The organism is Streptomyces sp. NPDC001406, assembly GCF_042895285.1.
In the GTDB taxonomy this organism is placed as follows: Bacteria; Actinomycetota; Actinomycetes; order Streptomycetales; family Streptomycetaceae; genus Streptomyces.
On the sequence record NZ_JBIAWG010000023.1, the window covers coordinates 133,048 to 150,423 of the forward strand.

Annotated in this window: 16 protein-coding genes and 1 riboswitch; of the genes, 10 read left to right on the forward strand and 6 right to left on the reverse strand. The window is 70.2% G+C overall.

Annotated features, from left to right (window positions below; genetic code table 11):
• The first annotated feature begins 152 nt into the window (after window positions 1–152).
• Complete coding sequence (gene cdgB / locus ACFY1J_RS40700) at window positions 153–1,805, forward strand: diguanylate cyclase CdgB (RefSeq protein WP_390712047.1); 1,653 nt, start codon at window positions 153–155, stop codon at window positions 1,803–1,805.
• Window positions 1,806–1,923: 118 nt separating this feature from the next.
• Window positions 1,924–2,835, forward strand: a complete 912-nt coding sequence (locus ACFY1J_RS40705) for a carbohydrate-binding protein (RefSeq protein WP_390712046.1) — start codon at window positions 1,924–1,926, stop codon at window positions 2,833–2,835.
• Window positions 2,836–2,876: 41 nt separating this feature from the next.
• Here the strand turns inward: ACFY1J_RS40705 and ACFY1J_RS40710 are convergent, their stop codons facing one another.
• The 3 genes from ACFY1J_RS40710 to ACFY1J_RS40720 form a co-directional block, all read right to left on the reverse strand.
• Window positions 2,877–3,806 (reverse strand): 1-phosphofructokinase family hexose kinase, encoded by a 930-nt coding sequence (locus ACFY1J_RS40710; RefSeq protein ID WP_390712045.1) that lies wholly within the window; start codon window positions 3,804–3,806, stop codon window positions 2,877–2,879.
• A 119-nt stretch (window positions 3,807–3,925) separates the two neighbouring features.
• Window positions 3,926–5,068 carry an N-acetylglucosamine-6-phosphate deacetylase gene (gene nagA / locus ACFY1J_RS40715; RefSeq protein WP_390732986.1) on the reverse strand — a complete coding sequence of 381 codons (1,143 nt, stop codon included), beginning with the start codon at window positions 5,066–5,068 and terminating at the stop codon, window positions 3,926–3,928.
• Complete coding sequence (locus ACFY1J_RS40720; protein ID WP_390732987.1) at window positions 5,068–6,009, reverse strand: ROK family protein; 942 nt, start codon at window positions 6,007–6,009, stop codon at window positions 5,068–5,070. The genes nagA and ACFY1J_RS40720 overlap by 1 nt, the downstream gene beginning before the upstream one ends.
• Before the next feature lie 141 nt (window positions 6,010–6,150).
• Between ACFY1J_RS40720 and ACFY1J_RS40725 the strand changes: the two genes are divergently transcribed.
• The 4 genes from ACFY1J_RS40725 to otsB all read left to right on the forward strand — a co-directional run bounded on the left by ACFY1J_RS40725 (window position 6,151) and on the right by otsB (window position 8,854).
• Entirely contained in the window at window positions 6,151–7,398 is a 1,248-nt protein-coding gene (locus ACFY1J_RS40725) for an ABC transporter substrate-binding protein (RefSeq protein ID WP_390732988.1), read from the forward strand.
• Between the two features lie 39 nt (window positions 7,399–7,437).
• Complete coding sequence (locus ACFY1J_RS40730; RefSeq protein ID WP_390732989.1) at window positions 7,438–7,629, forward strand: hypothetical protein; 192 nt, start codon at window positions 7,438–7,440, stop codon at window positions 7,627–7,629.
• Window positions 7,630–7,681: 52 nt separating this feature from the next.
• Complete coding sequence (locus ACFY1J_RS40735; RefSeq protein WP_363298395.1) at window positions 7,682–7,915, forward strand: DUF3263 domain-containing protein; 234 nt, start codon at window positions 7,682–7,684, stop codon at window positions 7,913–7,915.
• A gap of 72 nt (window positions 7,916–7,987) precedes the next feature.
• Window positions 7,988–8,854, forward strand: coding sequence for a trehalose-phosphatase (otsB, locus tag ACFY1J_RS40740; RefSeq protein ID WP_390712040.1), 867 nt, complete (start codon window positions 7,988–7,990; stop codon window positions 8,852–8,854).
• A 119-nt stretch (window positions 8,855–8,973) separates the two neighbouring features.
• On the opposite strand, the gene ACFY1J_RS40745 is transcribed toward otsB, so the two are convergent.
• Both ACFY1J_RS40745 and ACFY1J_RS40750 read right to left on the reverse strand, forming a co-directional pair.
• Complete coding sequence (locus ACFY1J_RS40745) at window positions 8,974–10,398, reverse strand: trehalose-6-phosphate synthase (protein ID WP_390712039.1); 1,425 nt, start codon at window positions 10,396–10,398, stop codon at window positions 8,974–8,976.
• Between the two features lie 83 nt (window positions 10,399–10,481).
• A complete protein-coding gene (locus ACFY1J_RS40750; RefSeq protein ID WP_390732990.1) occupies window positions 10,482–11,426 on the reverse strand; it encodes a glucosyl-3-phosphoglycerate synthase in 945 nt (314 codons plus the stop codon).
• Between the two features lie 129 nt (window positions 11,427–11,555).
• Window positions 11,556–11,697, forward strand: a riboswitch (SAM riboswitch).
• Between the two features lie 17 nt (window positions 11,698–11,714).
• Here ACFY1J_RS40750 and thrC point away from each other — a divergent pair.
• The 4 genes from thrC (at window position 11,715) to groL (ending at window position 16,081) form a co-directional block, all read left to right on the forward strand.
• Entirely contained in the window at window positions 11,715–12,998 is a 1,284-nt protein-coding gene (thrC, locus tag ACFY1J_RS40755; RefSeq protein ID WP_390712037.1) for a threonine synthase, read from the forward strand.
• A 174-nt stretch (window positions 12,999–13,172) separates the two neighbouring features.
• A complete protein-coding gene (locus ACFY1J_RS40760; protein WP_390712036.1) occupies window positions 13,173–13,448 on the forward strand; it encodes a MoaD/ThiS family protein in 276 nt (91 codons plus the stop codon).
• A gap of 431 nt (window positions 13,449–13,879) precedes the next feature.
• Window positions 13,880–14,086: a cold-shock protein gene (locus ACFY1J_RS40765; RefSeq protein ID WP_019057200.1), complete on the forward strand. Its 207-nt coding sequence runs from the start codon at window positions 13,880–13,882 to the stop codon at window positions 14,084–14,086.
• A gap of 372 nt (window positions 14,087–14,458) precedes the next feature.
• Complete coding sequence (groL, locus tag ACFY1J_RS40770) at window positions 14,459–16,081, forward strand: chaperonin GroEL (RefSeq protein ID WP_390712034.1); 1,623 nt, start codon at window positions 14,459–14,461, stop codon at window positions 16,079–16,081.
• Between the two features lie 85 nt (window positions 16,082–16,166).
• Here the strand turns inward: groL and ACFY1J_RS40775 are convergent, their stop codons facing one another.
• On the reverse strand, window positions 16,167–16,298 hold the full coding sequence (locus ACFY1J_RS40775) for a hypothetical protein (protein ID WP_390712033.1): 132 nt from the start codon (window positions 16,296–16,298) through the stop codon (window positions 16,167–16,169).
• Window positions 16,299–17,376 lie beyond the last annotated feature (1,078 nt).

The following is a 17,376-nucleotide window of genomic DNA, read 5'->3' on the forward strand; positions in this document are numbered from 1 at the left end:
CTTGAGTCACAAGGGCCATTAATTGTTGACCCTGTGTACCGAGTGGGCAGCGCGCTGTGATTCAGTGGCGGGGCAAGATGCAAGGGCACCACTGATAAGAAGCGCCAAAGACAACCCTTGATTCGCTGCGAGGTCTCGGGGGGAGGGCGAGCATGGAGACCGAGTCGGAGCCGTATGTCCGTCTTGCGTCCCTGCGGCAGCTGCACCAGGTCATGGCCGACATGAACACGGCACGCAGCCTGGCGGACACACTGCAGACCGTCGCCGACGGCGCGGTCACCGCCCTCGGGTACGAAATGGCATGCGTCAACCTCGTGCGCCCCGACGGCGACCTCGTCGTCGCCGCCTTCTCCGGCAACCCCGCGGCCGAGGCCCTCATCACCGGCCGCGTCGGCTCGCGCGAGTCCTGGGAGCGTCGGCTGACCATGGGCGAGGCCTGGGGCGACCTGCGGTTCATACCGCACACCGAGGGCTGGGTGCTCGACGAGGACGACGTACCGCAGTGGTACACCGACGGCCCCGCGCCCCGCTTCGAGGACGAGTGGCACCCCTCCGACCGGCTCTTCGCGCCCATGTACACGCCCGGCGTGCCGGGCGGCTCCTCCGGCGAGCTGCTCGGCGTGATCTCCGTGGACCGCCCGCGCAACGGCCGCCACCCCGGCGCCTGGGGCCGCGAGGCGCTCCAGATGTACGCGTTCCAGGCGGCCATCGCGATCAGCAACGCGCGTCTTCGCTCGAACATGCAGCGCGCCCTGGTCCGCCTGGAGCGGGAGCAGCAGGCGCTGCGCGCCAGCGAGGAAAGCTTCCGGCAGGCCTTCGAGTACGCCCCCTCCGGCATGGCCATAGCCGAAATGGGCGGTGACCAGCACGGACGGATACTGCGCACCAACGACGCGCTGTGCCGGCTGCTCGGCCGCCCCGCCTCCGCGATGCGCCGCTACTCCTTCTCCGACCTCGTCCACCCCGAGGACATAGGCACGCTTCTGCGCACCTCCGCCGAGGGCGGCCGCGCGGAGCTGCGCCTCGGCCGCCGCGACGGCAGCTATGTGTGGGTGTCCCTGCGCAACAGCGTCGTCGCCGACGCGGCCGACGGCCCCCGCTTTCTGCTCACCCACGTCGAGGACATCGAGGAGCGCAAGCGCCGCGAGCTCCAGCTCGCCCACCGCGCCTCCCACGACTCGCTCACCGGCCTGCCGAACTCGGCCGAGCTGCGCTCGCGGCTGTCGTCCCGGCTCTGCCAGCGGGCCACCCACGCCGGCGAGATCGAGTCCCTGGACGCCGCCTACGGCCATCCCGCCTTCGACGTCAACGGCCACGGCTTCGACTTCGCGGCAGTGGCGCAGTCGTACGACGGCTTCGACCACCATGTGCACACGATCGCGCCCGAGGGGGAGCGGGACGACGGCACCAAGGGTCTCGCGGTCCTCTTCTGCGATCTCGACGGCTTCAAGTCGATCAACGACCGGTTCGGGCACAACGCGGGTGACGCGGTCCTCATCGAGGTCGCCCGGCGGCTCACCCGGGGGGTGCGGGACGGGGACACGGTGGCCCGCCTCGGCGGTGACGAGTTCGTGATCCTGGCCGACGGGCTGGGCAAGGCCGACGCGCAGGACCTGGCCGTACGCCTGCGCAACGAGATCATCCAGCCGATACGGGCCGAGGGCCGGGCCGTGCGGGTGGGCGCCAGTTTCGGCATCGGGTGGGCACACTGCGGCATGACCGCGGACGAAGTGTTGAAATCCGCTGACGAACGGATGTACGTCGAGAAACGATCTCGTCCCAAACAACACCGACGCGCCGGATGATGCGCAGGTCAGTGGGCTGAAGCGGTGTGAGTCACCCGTTTGGGCCAGCGAGAACGGGTAGGCTCGCCATTCAATACCTGCACCGCATCCGCCCGCACCTGTTGAGGAGTACCAAGGGATGACGCCCGGCGACAACGGCGCGAGCACGCCCGAGGACGAGGACCCGTTCGGCTACCTCTATGCCGACGGCCAGGCCAGAGGGGCCCAGCCGCCGTCCGGTGGCTACGGCTACCCGAACTCGGTCAGCAGGGTGCGCCCGGTCGGCGAGCGCACCTATGGTGGGCAGCCGGGCCAGACCATCCCCCAGCAGGGCACCTACGGCCAGCCGAACGCGCACTACCAGGCTCCGGAGACCCTCCCGGGCGGCGCCCCGACCACCCAGCAGCCTCTCCCGGGCGGCGGTGGCCGCGGCCGCGGCAGCGGCCCGAACACCAAGGGCCTGCTGATCGGCGCCGTCGCGGTGGTCGCCGCGGTCGTGATCGGCATCAGCATCGCCATGATCAACGGCAACGACGACGGCAAGAAGGGCAACGAGGCGAAGCCCACCCAGTCCCAGTCGCAGAGCGCCGCCTCACCCAAGCCGTCCAGCACCAGCTCGGTCTCCGACTCGGGCGAGCTCCCGAAGATCGATGCGAAGGCGCTGCGCCTGGAAGGCGGGACCACCACGGCGTCCGAGTTCAAGGGCGCCAAGGCCGACGGCGGCGTCTATGTGACCGGCTTCAACCAGGTCGGAGCCAAGGTCACCTGGACTGTGAACGGCATCCAGAAGGCCGGCACCTACCGGCTGTACGCGCAGTACGGCATCCCGGGCACGGACGCCAACGCGACGCTGTTGGTCAACGGCAAGGCCAACACGCAGCCGCTGAACATGAGGAACTTCGGCGGCACGCCCGAGGGTGACTGGGAAAAGGGCTGGCAGCACACCTGGGCCAACGTCATCCTGACCAAGGGAACCAACACGCTTGAGATCGCCTGCAACCAGGGCAACCAGTGCAATGCCGTCCTGGATCAGCTGTGGCTCACCAAGTGACCGAGGGTGCATTTAAGCGATAAGCGACCGGCGTAACGTGTTTACGCCGCGGTGGCCTCACTCATCACAGCGACCTGCCCCACCAACTGTTCGTATGCCGCCCGGTCGAACTCGCCGGCCACGGGCGCCCGTACGGTCGCCACCGACAGCGCGACCGCGCGGGACAGCCGGTCCGGCCACGGCAGTTGTTCCACGAGGCCGGACAGCAGGCCCGCGACCGCCGAGTCGCCGGCGCCGGTCGGGTTGCCGTGGACGTGGGTGGGTGGGGTGGCGCGCCATCGGCCCTCGGGGGTCACCGCCAAGAGGCCCTCCGGGCCCAGGGACGCCACCACCGCGTGCGCGCCCCGGCGGCGGGCGTCCCGGGTGGCTCGAGACGGCTCGTGGGAGCCGGTCAGTTCGGCCAGTTCCTCGGTGTTCGGTTTGATGAGGTCGGGGCGGGCCGCAACGCCGCGTCGCAGTGGTTCTCCGGCGGTGTCCAGCAGGACGGGCACGTCGGCGGTTCGTGCCGTTCGTACCAGGCCCGCGTATGCGCCCACCGGTACCCCGGGCGGCAGGCTGCCGCACAGGGCCACCGCCGAGGCCTCGGCCAGCAGGTCCTCGTACGTGTCCAGGAAGGCGGACCACTCCACCGGGGTGATCTGCGGGCCCGGCTCGTTCAACTGGGTCGTGTCGCCGGTGAGTTCGTCGACGACCGCGATCGTGCGCCGGGTCGCCCCGCCGACCGGGACCAGCGCGTCCACCACACCGGGTATCCCCGCGAGCCCCTCCCGCACGGCCCGTCCGGTGCCGCCGCCCGCGAACCCGGTGACCGTCGCCTCGTGTCCGAGCGCCGCGAGCACCCGGGCCACGTTCAGGCCCTTGCCGCCCGGCCGTTCGGTGACCGCCGAGACGCGGTGCGAGGCGTGCGGCCGCAGGGACCGTATGCGATAGGTGATGTCGAGAGCGGTGTTCAGTGTGACCGTGAGGATCACCCGGGCCGACCTCCCTCGAAGTGTGTGCGACTGCCGTCCGTTCCGGGCCCCGATCATGCCAAAGAGACGGCGACCGGCCCAGTCCATGGTCGGCCACCGTCTCTCTGCCCGGGGACGGATCAGGGCAGTTGGGGAGGGACCACCCACTCGCCCCGGCGCAGCACGCCCTTGAGTTCGAAGCCGGCGTCCAGCAGCACCAGGTCGGCGTCCTTGCCGGGCTCCAGCGAGCCGATGGTGTCGTACCTGCCCAGCAGCCGGGCCGGGTTGACGGACAGGGCCGTGACCACGTCCTCCACGGGGAGCCTGTCGACGGTCACCGCCCGCTTGAACGCGCGGTCCAGGGTGAGCGTGGAGCCGGCGATCGAGCCGCCCTCCACGAGCCGGGCGACCCCCTCGCTGACCTCGACCTCCAGCGGGCCGAGCATGTAGCGGCCGTCGCCGATCCCGGCCGCGTCCATCGCGTCGGTGATGAACGCGACCCGCCCGGCGCCCGCGTGACGGAACGCCAGCTCCAGGGCGGCCGGGTGCAGATGGGTGCCGTCGTTGATGAGCTCGACCGTGACCCGCTCGTCCTCCAGGAGGGCGGCGACCGGGCCGGGGGAGCGGTGCCCGAGGGCGGGCATGGCGTTGAAGAGGTGGGTGGCGACGGTGGCGCCCGCGTCGATCGCCTCGACCGTCTGCTCGTACGTCGCGTCCGTGTGGCCGACCGCCGCGATGACCCCGTGCTCCGCCAGCAGCCGTACGGAGTCGAGGCCGCCCGGCAGTTCGGTGGCGAGGGTGACCATCGTGGCCCGGCCGCGCGCCGCGTCGATCAGCTTGCGGACGTCCGCCGGGTCCGGGTCGCGCAGCAGATCCTCGGAGTGGGCGCCCTTGCGGCACGGCGAGATGAACGGGCCCTCGAAGTGGATGCCCGCCAGGTCGCCCTGCTCGGTCAGCTCGCTCAGCAGCCCGGCCTGCTTGACCAGGAAGTCCATGTCGTCGGTGACGGTGGAGGCGACGAGGGTCGTGGTGCCGTGTTGGCGGTGGGTGCGGATCGCCGTCAGGACGTCGTCGACCGTGCCGGAGAACGACGCGCCGCCACCTCCGTGGTTGTGGATGTCGACGAAGCCGGGGACCAGCCAGTGGCCCGACACGTCGAGCGTCTCGGCGTCCGGACCCGCGCCGGCCGCGATCTTCGTACCCTCGACGACCACGCGCCCGTCGTCCACGGTCCCGGTGGGCAGAACCACCCGGGCACCGGCGAGAACCATGCTGGGGGCCATCAGGCGGTTACCTCCGAAGGGTCAGTGGTTTCAAGGAGATCCCGGGCGAGGAGCCCCGCGCCCAGGCATCCGGCGGTGTCCCCGAGGGCGGCGGGGACGATCGACGGCAGCTTCTGGAAGGTGACGCGCCGCTGGACGGCCTCCCGCAGCGGTGTGAACAAGGTTTCCCCCGCCTCGGCCAGGCCGCCACCGATGATCAGCGTGCGCGGGTCCAGCAGGGTGAGCGCGGTGACCAGACCGTCGGCGAGTGCGTCCAAGGCCTCCTGCCAGATCCGGACGGCGTTCGGGTCCCCGGACGCGACGGCCTTCGCGCAGTCCGCGGCGTCCGCGTCCGGGTCCTCGCAGGCGGCCGCCCAGGCCTCGCTCACGGCGGCCGCGGACGCGTACCGCTCCAGACAGCCGCGCTGCCCGCACGGACAGGGGGCACCCCCGGGCCGTACGACGATGTGCCCGATCTCGCCCGCGAAGCCGTGCGCGCCCGCCTCCACCCGGCCGTCGAGGCCGATGGCGCCCGCGATCCCGGTGCCGAGGGGCACGAACAGGAACCGGTCGGCGCCCTTGCCCGCCCCGATCCGGCCCTCGGCGAGCCCGCCGGTGCGCACGTCGTGGCCGAGGGCGACCGGGACGCCGAGCCGTTCGGCGAGCAGGTCGCGCAGCGGTACGTCGCGCCAGCCCAGGTTGGCCGAGTAGGCGGCGATGCCGTGCCGCTCGTCGACGATGCCGGGGACGGCGACGCCGACGGCGGCCGCGGGCTCGCCGAGGTGCCGTGCGCCGTACGCGCGCAGATCCGCGGCGAAGTCGAGGATGCCCTCGACCACCGCGTCGGGTCCGCGCTCGCGTCCGGTCGCCCGGCGGTCCTGGTGGAGCAGGTCGCCGCCGTCCCCGACCAGGGCGGCCTTCATCCCGGTGCCGCCCACGTCGAGGGCGATGACATGTCTCACGGGAACAGTGTGGACCTCCGACCCACAAGAGGTCTAGTCCACTCGCGTGGTGTAGACCTTGGTGTAGACCTCATGGTCCACATGGTGGAACGACAAGACGACAGAGTTGGGGCAGTTGTAGTGCTGCGGCGTAGGGCAGGAATGATCGCGGTGGTGTCCGCAATGGGCATGACGGCGGTTCTCGGTGGCTGTGGGAGCACGGGTTCTTCGGACGTGACCCTCAGACTGGTCGCCGCCGACTACGGCGACTCCGCCGCCAACAGCTCCAAGAAGTACTGGGACAAGCTGGTCAAGGAGTACGAGGCCCAGCACCCCGGGGTGAAGGTCGAGGTCAGCGTCTACTCCTGGAACGACGTCGACCGCAAGGTCAAGGAGATGGCCGACGCCGGGAAGGCGCCCGACATGGCCCAGATCGGCGCGTACGCCGACTACGCGGCCGCGGGCAAGCTGTACCAGGTCTCCGACCTGCTCTCCATACCCGTCCAGGCGTCCTTCCTCTCCCAGCTCTCCGAGGCCGGGCAGTGGAGCCACGTGCAGTACGGCATCCCGTTCGCCGCCTCCACCCGCGTGCTCTTCTACAACAAGACCCTCTTCGCCAAGGCCGGCATCTCCGCGCCCACCGACTGGAGCGAGCTCGCGGCCGACGCGAAGGCGCTGAAGGCCGAGGGGGTGAAGTACCCGTACGCGCTGCCACTCGGACCCGAGGAGGCGCAGGCCGAGACCATGCAGTGGCTGCTGAGCGGCGGCTCCGGCATCACCGACGACGTCGGCACCTACAGCCTCGACTCCGCCGAGAACGTGGAGACCTTCACCTGGCTCAAGGACCAGCTCGTCGGCAAGGGGCTGACCGGGCCGGTCGCACCGGGCAAGCTCAACCGGGCCGATGCCTTCGCGGCGTTCGCGGACGGTCAGGTCGGCATGCTCAACGGGCATCCCACGCTGATGAAGCAGGCCGCAAGCAAGGGCGTGAAGTTCGGCATGGTGCCGATGCCCGGGCGGACCGGGCAGTCCAGGTCCTCGATGGGCGTGGCCGACTGGATGATGGCCTTCAAGCAGAACGGCCACGCCGAGCAGGTCGGCGATTTCCTCGACTTCGTCTACAGCGAGAAGAACGTCCTCGGCTTCTCCCGCGAGTACGGCCTGCTGCCCGTCACCAGCGCCGCGTCGGACGCCATGTCCCAGTCCACCAGGGACGCGAACCTCCACCCCTTCCTCAACCAGCTCCCCACGTCCGCCCTCTACCCGGTCGGCAAGACCTCCTGGGCAGGAGTGAGCGCCGACATCAAGAAGACGATCGGCCAGGCCGTCACCCCCACAGGCAGCCCGGTGACAATCCTGAACCGCCTCCAGACGACAGCGACGACGGCGGACAGCCGCGACGCGGGTTGAGGGGTTGCCGCGGGCGGGGGGCCGCTGCCCTGTGTGGGCGTGGAGCGGGAGAGGCCGGGCCGTTTCGGCTTCTTCGTGTTTCACCCGGTCGGGGAGATCGCCCGGGCGGCGGCCGGCGCTGACATCGCGAAGAGCGTCGGCCGAGCCGTCACCCCGACGGGCAGCCCGGTGACCGTCCTGGACAGCCTGCAGACGACAGCGAGGACGGCGGACAGCCGCGACGCGGGTTGAGGGGCTGTAGCCGAGCCGGTCGTTGTCAGTGGGCCGGGCTACCGTTCCTCGTATGGAGCTGGACGAGCTGGGGGCGCGGGAGCGGGGGATTCTTGCGTTGGAGCGGCGGGGGTTTGCGGGGCCCGGGGCCAAGGAGCGGGCGATACGTGAGGAGCTGGGGCTCGCGCCCGTGCGCTACTACCAGCTGCTGAACGCCCTGCTGGACGACGAGCGGGCGCTGGCGCACGACCCGGTGACGGTGAACCGGCTGCGGCGTGTGCGGGAGGCGCGGCGCTCCGAGCGGTGAACACCGCGGCGCTTCCCTGTGCGCCCCCCTGAGCCATGGGTGCGCCCGCCCTCCGGTGGATAGGGTCGCCGTATGGGCATCCATACGACGGACTCCACCAACCCGATGGACCCGCTGCCGACCCCCGTGACCCAGGCCGGACGGGAAGGGCTCGACGCGCTGCTCGCACGGCCGCGCACCGCGCTGATCGGGCTCGACTTCGACGGCACACTCGCCCCGATCGTCGCCGACCCGGAACAGGCCCGGGCCCACCCCGACGCCGTACCCGCACTCTCCGAAATCGCCCCCAAGGTGGCCTCCGTCGCCGTGATCACCGGCCGCCCGGCCGGGGTCGCCGTGCGGCACGGCGGCTTCGCGGGCGTACCCGGCCTGGAGCACCTCGTCGTCCTCGGCCACTACGGCGCCGAGCGCTGGGAGGCCGTGAGCGGAACCATCAGCGCGCCGCCCCCGCACCCCGGCGTCGCCGCCGTCCGCGCCGAACTGCCCGGGTTCCTGGACCGGATCGGCGCCTGGCGGGGGACCTGGATCGAGGAGAAGGGACGGGCCGTCGCCGTCCACACCCGCCGCGCCGACGATCCGCAGGCCGCCTTCGAGGCCCTCCGCGAACCCCTCTCCGACCTCGCCACCCGGCACGGCCTGATCGTCGAGCCGGGCCGGCTGGTCCTCGAACTGCGCCCGCCCGGCATGGACAAGGGCGTCGCCCTCCTGGAGTACGTCCGTGACATCGGCGCCGAGTCCGTGGTGTACGCCGGCGACGACCTGGGCGACCTCCCCGCCTACGCCGCGGTCGACAAGCTCCGCTCCGACGGCGTCCCCGGCCTGCTGGTGTGCAGCGGCAGCTCGGAGGTGACGGAGCTGGCCGAACGGGCGGACCTGGTGGTGGACGGTCCCGAGGGGGTCGTACGACTGCTGAAGTCACTGGCGGCACACCTGGGCTGAGCGTCGAGCGGCTACTGCCGTGGGCAGTCGTTCCGCAGGGCGATGGGGTCCCCCAGTTCGAGCGAAGTCGAGAACTTGGGGGAGGGTGGGCACGGCCTGCAGTGCCGGACTACCTGCAATCAGGCGTTCAGTGCACCCAGCTGGTCCAGGAACCACTGAGCGGGGGGCAACGCGGTAGCCGCGGCAGCGAGCCGCTTCGTGCGCTCCGCCCGCTCCTCGGGGGGCATGGTCAGCGCCTGGTGCAGGGCGTCGGCCGTGCCCACGATGTCGTACGGGTTCACGACGATCGCGTCCTCGCCCAGCTCCTCGTACGCCCCGGCCTCCCGCGAGAGCACCAGCACGCACCCCTCGTCGGAGACGACCGGAATCTCCTTGGCGACCAGGTTCATACCGTCCCGGATGGGGTTCACCAGCGCCACGTCCGCCAGCCGGTACGCGGCCAGGGAGCGCGCGAAGTCGTCCTTGACATGCAGCACGACCGGGGTCCAACCCGGCGTGCTGTACCGGGAGTTGATGTCCTGCGCCAGGCGCTGGACCTCCGCCGTGTAGTCCCGGTACACGGCCAGGTCCTGCCGGGAGGGGTAGGCGAAGGCCACGTGCACGACCCGCTCGCGCCACTCGGGGTGGTCGTCCAGCAGCTGCCGGTACGCCAGCAGACCGCGCACGATGTTCTTCGACAGCTCGGTCCGGTCCACCCGGACGATCGCCCTGCGGCCCTCGCCGATCTCCGCCCGCAGCGCCTTCATCCGTTCGGCCACGTCCGGCTCGTGCGCCCGCTTGCGCAGGAAGTCCGCGTCCGCGCCGAGCCCGTGCACACCGATGCGCGTGCCGGACGGGATGCCGGGGCCGAGCACCGCATGGCAGCAGTCGGTGAACGCGTCCGCCCAGCGCCGGGTGAGGAAGGCCGCGCGGTCGGCGCCGAGGATGCCGCCGAGCAGTTCGGCCGCGATGTCGTCGGGCAGGAGACGGAAGTAGTCCGGCGGGGCCCAGGGCGTGTGCGAGAAATGGCCGATCCGCAGATCGGGGCGGAGCTGCCGGAGCATCCGGGGAGCCAGGGCGAGGTGGTAGTCCTGGATCAGCACCGCGGCGCCCTCGGCGGCCTCCTGCGCCAGCGCCTCGGCGAAGGCCCGGTTGTAGGCCTCGTACGACGCCCACTGGCGCCGGAACTCCGCGTCGAACACCGGCTCCAGCGGGGTCTGGTAGAGCATGTGGTGGACGAACCAGAGCACGGAGTTGGCGACGCCGTTGTACGCGTCGGAGAAAACCGTCGCGTCGATGTCCAGCATGCGCACCTGCTGGCCGCCGGTCGCGTCCACGGACAGCCGCCGGCCGCCGTGCGAGCGGCGCACCGCCTCCCGGTCCGCGTCGCTCAGCGCGGCGCACACCCACACCGCGTCCGTGTGCGGCCCGATGGCCGACAGCCCCGAGACCAGCCCGCCGCCACCCCGCTTGGCGTGCAGCGCACCCCCCTCGCGCACCTCGTACGAAACCGGGCCGCGATTGGACGCGACCAGCACTTCAGCAGCACCGTGCGTGGAAGCCATACGCCTCAACCTAGCCCGGCCCGGAAACGCTCAAACGTACGTTCCACCCTGCGAGGGGGCCGTATACAGCCGTTCTCCAGCGATCAGGCCACTCTGCGCGAGGCGTACTCCGCGATCTCCGCCATCGGCGGCCGCTCCTCCGTGTCCACCGAGTAGGTGCGCGGCTCGAAGCCGTCCTCGCCCCGCTCGAACTGGGTGAGGGAAGGACGGATGAGGTGGCCTCGGGCCAGCCTCAGCTGCGCCGTCCGGTAGATCGCCGCCGCCATCCGGCCCAGCGCCTGCCCGTCCTGGTGCCGGTGCTTGCGCACCCCCACGTCGACCTGCGCGAGGGCGTCCAGGCCCACCAGGTGCAGGGCGTCGACCAGCATGCCCAGCTCCACGCCGTAGCCGACGGGGAACGGGAGCTGTTCCAGCAGGGAGCGGCGGGCCGCGTACTCGCCGCCGAGCGGCTGCACGAAGCCGGCCAGCTGCGGCCAGTGCATGTTCAGCAGCGGGCGCGCCATCAGCTCGGTGACCCGGCCGCCCTGGCCCGTCGCCCCGCCCAGTGGGCGGTCGTACATCGCCTTGACCAGGTCGACTCCCGGGTCGGTCAGCAGCGGGCCGACGATCCCGGAGACGAAGTCGGAGGAGAACTCCCTCAGGTCGGCGTCGATGAAGCAGACGATGTCCCCGCTCGTGACCAGCAGGGAACGCCACAGGACCTCCCCCTTGCCGGGAACGGCCGGAATGCGCGGCAGGATGTCGTCGCGGTGGACGACCCTGGCGCCCGCGGCGGCGGCCACCGCGGAGGTGCGGTCGGTGGATCCGGAGTCGACGACGACGATCTCGTCGACGAGCGGGACCTGCTGCATGAGATCGTGGCGGATCACGGCGACGATGTCACCGACCGTCTCCTCCTCGTTGAGCGCGGGCAGCACCACGGACACCGACTGACCCGTCCGCTGCTTGGCGGCGAGGATCTTGTGGAGGGGGCGATCGGTCACGGACCAGGAGCGGGTGGCCAGCCAGCGCTCGACTTCTTCCAGCACAGTCAGCGGCTCCTCACGTTGTCTCGCGGTTCGGACGACTATCTCAACTGTCCTGGCCTTCGGTTACAGTCTTGAACAACGCCGATGACCATCGCATGTCGAGGGTCGTGGGCGTTTACAACCACATACAGCTCATCCAGAGGGGCAGAGGGACACGGCCCGATGAAGCCCCGGCAACCCTCCAGTCGGTTCTCGTTCTCCAGCGAGGCTCCCGGCTAGGGAAGGTGCCAAATCCGTCTCACGGCGAGATGCGTCGTGAGGAAGATGAGGAGAAAGGGCCTCGCCTCCATGGCTGTGCAGACAGTTGCAAGCACCAGCAATCCCACCGTAGACCTCGGCCCGGCCGCTGCCCTGAGCTGTCGCGAGTGCGGTCACCGGGTACCGCTCGGACCGGTGTTCGCCTGCGAGGAGTGTTTCGGCCCGCTTGAGATCGCGTACGACTTCTCGGCGTACGAAACCGAGGAACTCCGCAGGCGCATCGAGGCGGGCCCCGCGAACATCTGGCGCTACGCGCCGCTGCTGCCCGTCCCCGCGGACGTGGCCGACAAGCCGAACCTGAACCCGGGCTGGACCAAGCTCGTCAAGGCCGACAACCTGGCGCGCGAGCTCGGTGTGACCGGCGGGCTCTATGTGAAGGACGACTCCGGCAACCCGACGCACTCCTTCAAGGACCGCGTCGTCGCCCAGGCCCTGGAGGCCGCCCGCGCCTTCGGCTTCACCACCCTGTCCTGCTCCTCCACGGGCAACCTCGCCGGTGCCGTCGGCGCCGCGGCCGCCCGCGCCGGCCTCCGCTCCTGCGTGTTCATCCCGCACGACCTGGAGCAGGGCAAGGTCGTCATGGCCGCGATCTACGGCGGCAACCTCGTCGGCATCGAGGGCAACTACGACGACGTGAACCGCTTCTGCTCCGAGCTGATCGGCGACCCGGCCGGCGAGGGCTGGGGCTTCGTCAACGTCAACCTGCGGCCGTACTACGCGGAGGGCTCCAAGACCCTGGCGTACGAGATCTGCGAGCAGCTCGGCTGGCGGCTGCCCGACCAGATCGTGGTCCCCATCGCCTCCGGCTCCCAGCTCACCAAGGTCGACAAGGGTCTGCAGGAGCTGATCAAGCTCGGGCTGGTCGAGGACCGGCCCTACAAGATCTTCGGCGCCCAGGCCGAGGGCTGCTCGCCGGTGTCCGTGGCCTTCAAGGGCGGGCACGACGTGGTCCGCCCGCAGAAGCCGAACACCATCGCCAAGTCCCTGGCCATCGGCAACCCGGCCGACGGGCCGTACGTCCTCGACATCGCGCGCCGCACCGGCGGCGCGGTGGAGGATGTGACGGACGAGCAGGTCGTGGACGCCATCAAGCTGCTGGCGCGTACCGAGGGCATCTTCGCCGAGACGGCGGGCGGTGTGACGGTGGGCGTGACGCAGAAGCTCATCAAGGACGGCGTCCTCGACCCGGCCAAGACCACCGTCGTCCTCAACACGGGCGACGGCCTGAAGACGTTGGACGCGGTGGCCGGTACGGGGCTCACCGCGACCATTCGTCCCAACCTTGAGTCGTTCCGAGAGGCCGGCCTCGCTTGACCTCCTCCTCGGAGTCCCGAGGAGTCCGGCGGTCGCCCGTCGGGCTTCCTGCTTCACGGCCGACTGCCCCCGGGACGAACCCGAGCCGAGGTCTTACGTCAGCTCCACAGGCCGAAACCGCCGGCCCGGCGGCCGATACGCACGTAGTCACATCGTCACCGGAGGTCTAATCGCATGAGCGTGACCGTTCGCATCCCCACCATCCTGCGCACCTACACGGGCGGCCAGGCCGAGGTCCAGGCCGAGGGCGCGACCCTCGCCGAGGTCATCGAGAGCCTGGAGAAGAACCACACGGGGATCGCCGCCCGTGTCCTGGACGACCAGGGCAAGCTGCGCCGCTTCGTCAATGTGTACGTCAACGACGACGACGTCCGCTTCGAGCAGGGCCTGGAGACGGCGACCCCCGACGGCTCGGGTGTCTCCATCATTCCGGCCGTCGCCGGCGGCTGATCATTACCGTGGGTAACTGCAGTTACCGAGTGTTCATCTGATTGCCTCCTCCGTGAGAGAAGCGGAGGGGGCAATTCAGTGTGATTGAGCGCGGTACAGTTGGGGAACTCGCTCCCGATCTCCGGGTCGGAAGCCCTGGATTCATGCCGTAGGCCCGACAAGAAGTAGCCAAAGTGTGCGGGCTTTCTGCGGCTTTTATACCTTTTGCAGGGCCCGACTTGCCCTGAATTCAGGCGAATTCTCGCCACATTCCGGACCGGTCGCGTCCAGAATTCTCGTCCGATTGACCTGTTGCAGACGGCAGTTGGACAGATACATTCAGCCGCGGTCGACGCGTTCCGGCGCACGCCCCCAAGCCAATGGGGGGTGAGGTCTGACCCGGATCCGCGAGGTGTGGATCTGTGCAAGGGCCAGTAATAGGGGAGTTAGGCATGGCTCAGGGCACCGTCAAGTGGTTCAACGCGGAGAAGGGGTACGGCTTCATCGCGGTCGACGGTGGTGCGGATGTTTTCGTCCACTACAGCGCGATCCAGATGGACGGCTACCGCACCCTGGAAGAGGGACAGCGGGTCGACTTCGAGATCTCGCAGGGCCAGAAGGGCCCGCAGGCGGACATGGTCCGGCTGGCGACCAGCTGAAGCACGCGTCGACTGACACCGACGTTCTGTTCATCTTCGAAGGGCCCGTACCTCCCGGGGTACGGGCCCTTCGGTCTGCCCAGGCGCCATGACTCCGCTGCCCACCTGCGGATCTCCCGAGCCGCTTGCGCCCGCCCGTCGCCCGACCACCACCCCTCAAGGGGCCCGCTACGCGGGCGCTGTCTTGCACTCGGACGGGGCGAGTGCTAATCATTGGCGTTAGCACTCTGAAGGTGAGAGTGACAAAAGAAGGACCGGGTCGGTGAGGCCGCGGAGCGGGTGGGGCAAGGAACCACCGGCCCGTGGGCCGTCCGTCGCGGGCGCGGGCGCGGTCCGAAGGAATCACCCCCAGTCCTGGAGGGACCACTTCACATGGCCAAGATCATCGCGTTCGACGAGGAGGCGCGGCGCGGCCTCGAGCGCGGCATGAACCAGCTCGCGGACGCCGTGAAGGTGACGCTCGGCCCCAAGGGCCGCAACGTCGTCCTCGAGAAGAAGTGGGGCGCCCCCACGATCACCAACGATGGTGTCTCCATCGCCAAGGAGATCGAGCTCGAGGACCCGTTCGAGAAGATCGGCGCCGAGCTGGTCAAGGAAGTCGCCAAGAAGACGGACGACGTCGCCGGTGACGGTACGACCACCGCGACCGTTCTTGCCCAGGCCCTGGTCAAGGAGGGCCTGCGCAACGTAGCCGCCGGCGCCAACCCGATGGCCCTCAAGCGCGGTATCGAGAAGGCCGTCGAGGCCGTCTCCGCCGCCCTGCTGGAGCAGGCCAAGGACGTCGAGACCAAGGAGCAGATCGCCTCCACGGCCTCCATCTCCGCCGCCGACACCCAGATCGGCGAGCTCATCGCCGAGGCCATGGACAAGGTCGGCAAGGAAGGCGTCATCACCGTCGAGGAGTCCCAGACCTTCGGTCTGGAGCTGGAGCTCACCGAGGGTATGCGCTTCGACAAGGGCTACATCTCGGCGTACTTCGCCACCGACATGGAGCGGATGGAGGCGTCGCTCGACGACCCGTACATCCTCATCGCCAACTCCAAGATCGGCTCCGTCAAGGACCTGCTCCCGCTCCTGGAGAAGGTCATGCAGTCGGGCAAGCCGCTGCTGATCATCGCCGAGGACGTCGAGGGCGAGGCCCTGTCGACCCTGGTCGTCAACAAGATCCGTGGCACCTTCAAGTCCGTCGCCGTCAAGGCCCCGGGCTTCGGTGACCGCCGCAAGGCCATGCTCGGCGACATCGCCATCCTCACGGGCGGCGAGGTCATCTCCGAGGAGGTCGGCCTCAAGCTGGAGAACGCGACCCTGGACCTCCTGGGCCGCGCCCGCAAGGTCGTCATCACCAAGGACGAGACCACCATCGTCGACGGTGCCGGCTCCTCCGACCAGGTCAACGGCCGGGTCAACCAGATCCGCGCCGAGATCGAGAACAGCGACTCCGACTACGACCGCGAGAAGCTGCAGGAGCGCCTGGCGAAGCTCGCCGGCGGTGTCGCGGTCATCAAGGCCGGTGCCGCCACCGAGGTGGAGCTCAAGGAGCGCAAGCACCGCATCGAGGACGCCGTCCGCAACGCCAAGGCGGCCGTCGAGGAGGGCATCGTCGCCGGTGGTGGCGTGGCCCTGCTCCAGGCCTCCCAGGTGTTCGAGAAGCTGGAGCTGCAGGGTGACGAGGCGACCGGCGCCCAGGCCGTGAAGCTCGCGCTCGAGGCTCCGCTGAAGCAGATCGCCGTCAACGCCGGCCTCGAGGGCGGTGTCGTGGTGGAGAAGGTGCGCAACCTGACCCCGGGCCACGGCCTGAACGCCGCGACCGGCGAGTACGTCGACCTGGTCAAGGAAGGCATCATCGACCCGGCGAAGGTGACCCGTTCCGCGCTGCAGAACGCCGCCTCCATCGCCGCGCTGTTCCTCACCACCGAGGCCGTCATCGCCGACAAGCCGGAGAAGGCCGCCGCGGCCGCTCCGGGCGGCATGCCGGGCGGTGACATGGACTTCTGATCGACCGGTTCCGGTTGATCGCCTGTCCTACGGACCGAGGGCGGCACTTCCAGCTTCTGGCTGGGGGTGCCGCCCTCGGGCGTTTTCAGCCGGCGTAGTCCTTGAGGTCCTCGGTGTCGAGGGTGACGTCGACCGGGGAGGGGAGTGCGACGGTGGCGCCCCAGGGGTGGGCCGGGGACTGTTGACAGCGGATGCCCCCGTGACGCTGGTCTGGCAACGGCTTGACCTCCAGCTTTCCGTCGATGAGTGCGAGCTTGCCGCCCTCTGGAGCCCTGCGGGCAAGCGCCTCGAAGTCCTCGACGGCACTGCGGGCGCTGGGCGGTACTGGGGGTCATGGCGTCGCCTCCTTCCCTCGATCGTGCCCCGGGGTGGTGTCACGTCGGACCGTAGGAGTGGTCATGCGGGTCCCTTTGCGTCGTCGAACGGACATGGCCGCCCGGATCTCGCCCGCGCGGGCATGGACTGCGGGAGCGGGCAGGGGCGTACGGGGGTGCGCGGGACGCGTTCGCCTCGGCAGCGTCCGCACACGCCCCCCGGCAGTGCTTCCGGGTGCCCCGGCACTCCGCACTTCGCGCACTCCAGGACTCGGCGGGGTGGGCGGGGTGGCCGGGGGGCCGGTTCCGGTGGGAGCTTGTCGATCAGGCGGCGGCGGACCAGGGCGACCGGGTGGTGGACCGGGGTGGGCAGGCCCTCGGTCAGGGCGCGGAGTACGGCCTCGTCGGCGGCCCCGCGCGCGAACCACTCCGTCAGGAGCGGGGCGAGCGCGGTGCAGTCGGCGGCGGAGAGGGACAGGACCGGGGCCGTACGCCCCAGGGCGGCGAGGAGGATGTGGGCGCGGGAGCGGGTGGGGCGGGCGCGTTCGTCCGGTGGCTGCTCCGGTTCCGGTACGTCGCCGCGCGTGAAGGCCGCCCACCAGGCGTCGTCGCGTGCGGTACGGGTCCACCACGATCGGGTGATCCAACGCGAGCTGCCCGGTCCGCCTCCAACTGCTCCCTTCCTCGCCTCAAATGCCCTGCAGCATGGAGGCGGTTGAGGGCCGTACGTAGGGCGCACTGGCCGTACGGGAGCGTCTTGGCCAGCGTTTTGACTGAGATGTCGGCGCCGTCAGGTAGGCGATCGAGGTGCACGGCGATGGCAGCTTCGCGGGGCGCGAGGCTTGAGCCTCGGAGTTGGCCAGTGGCCGTGGGGCCGCCCGCTTCTTTGTCAGTGTCGTGCTTCCACGCCCCGAGTAAAGGGCGCTCCGCTCCACTGCGTTCCGCTCCGCGTCGGCTGCGCCGATGCCCCTGCGGGGCACC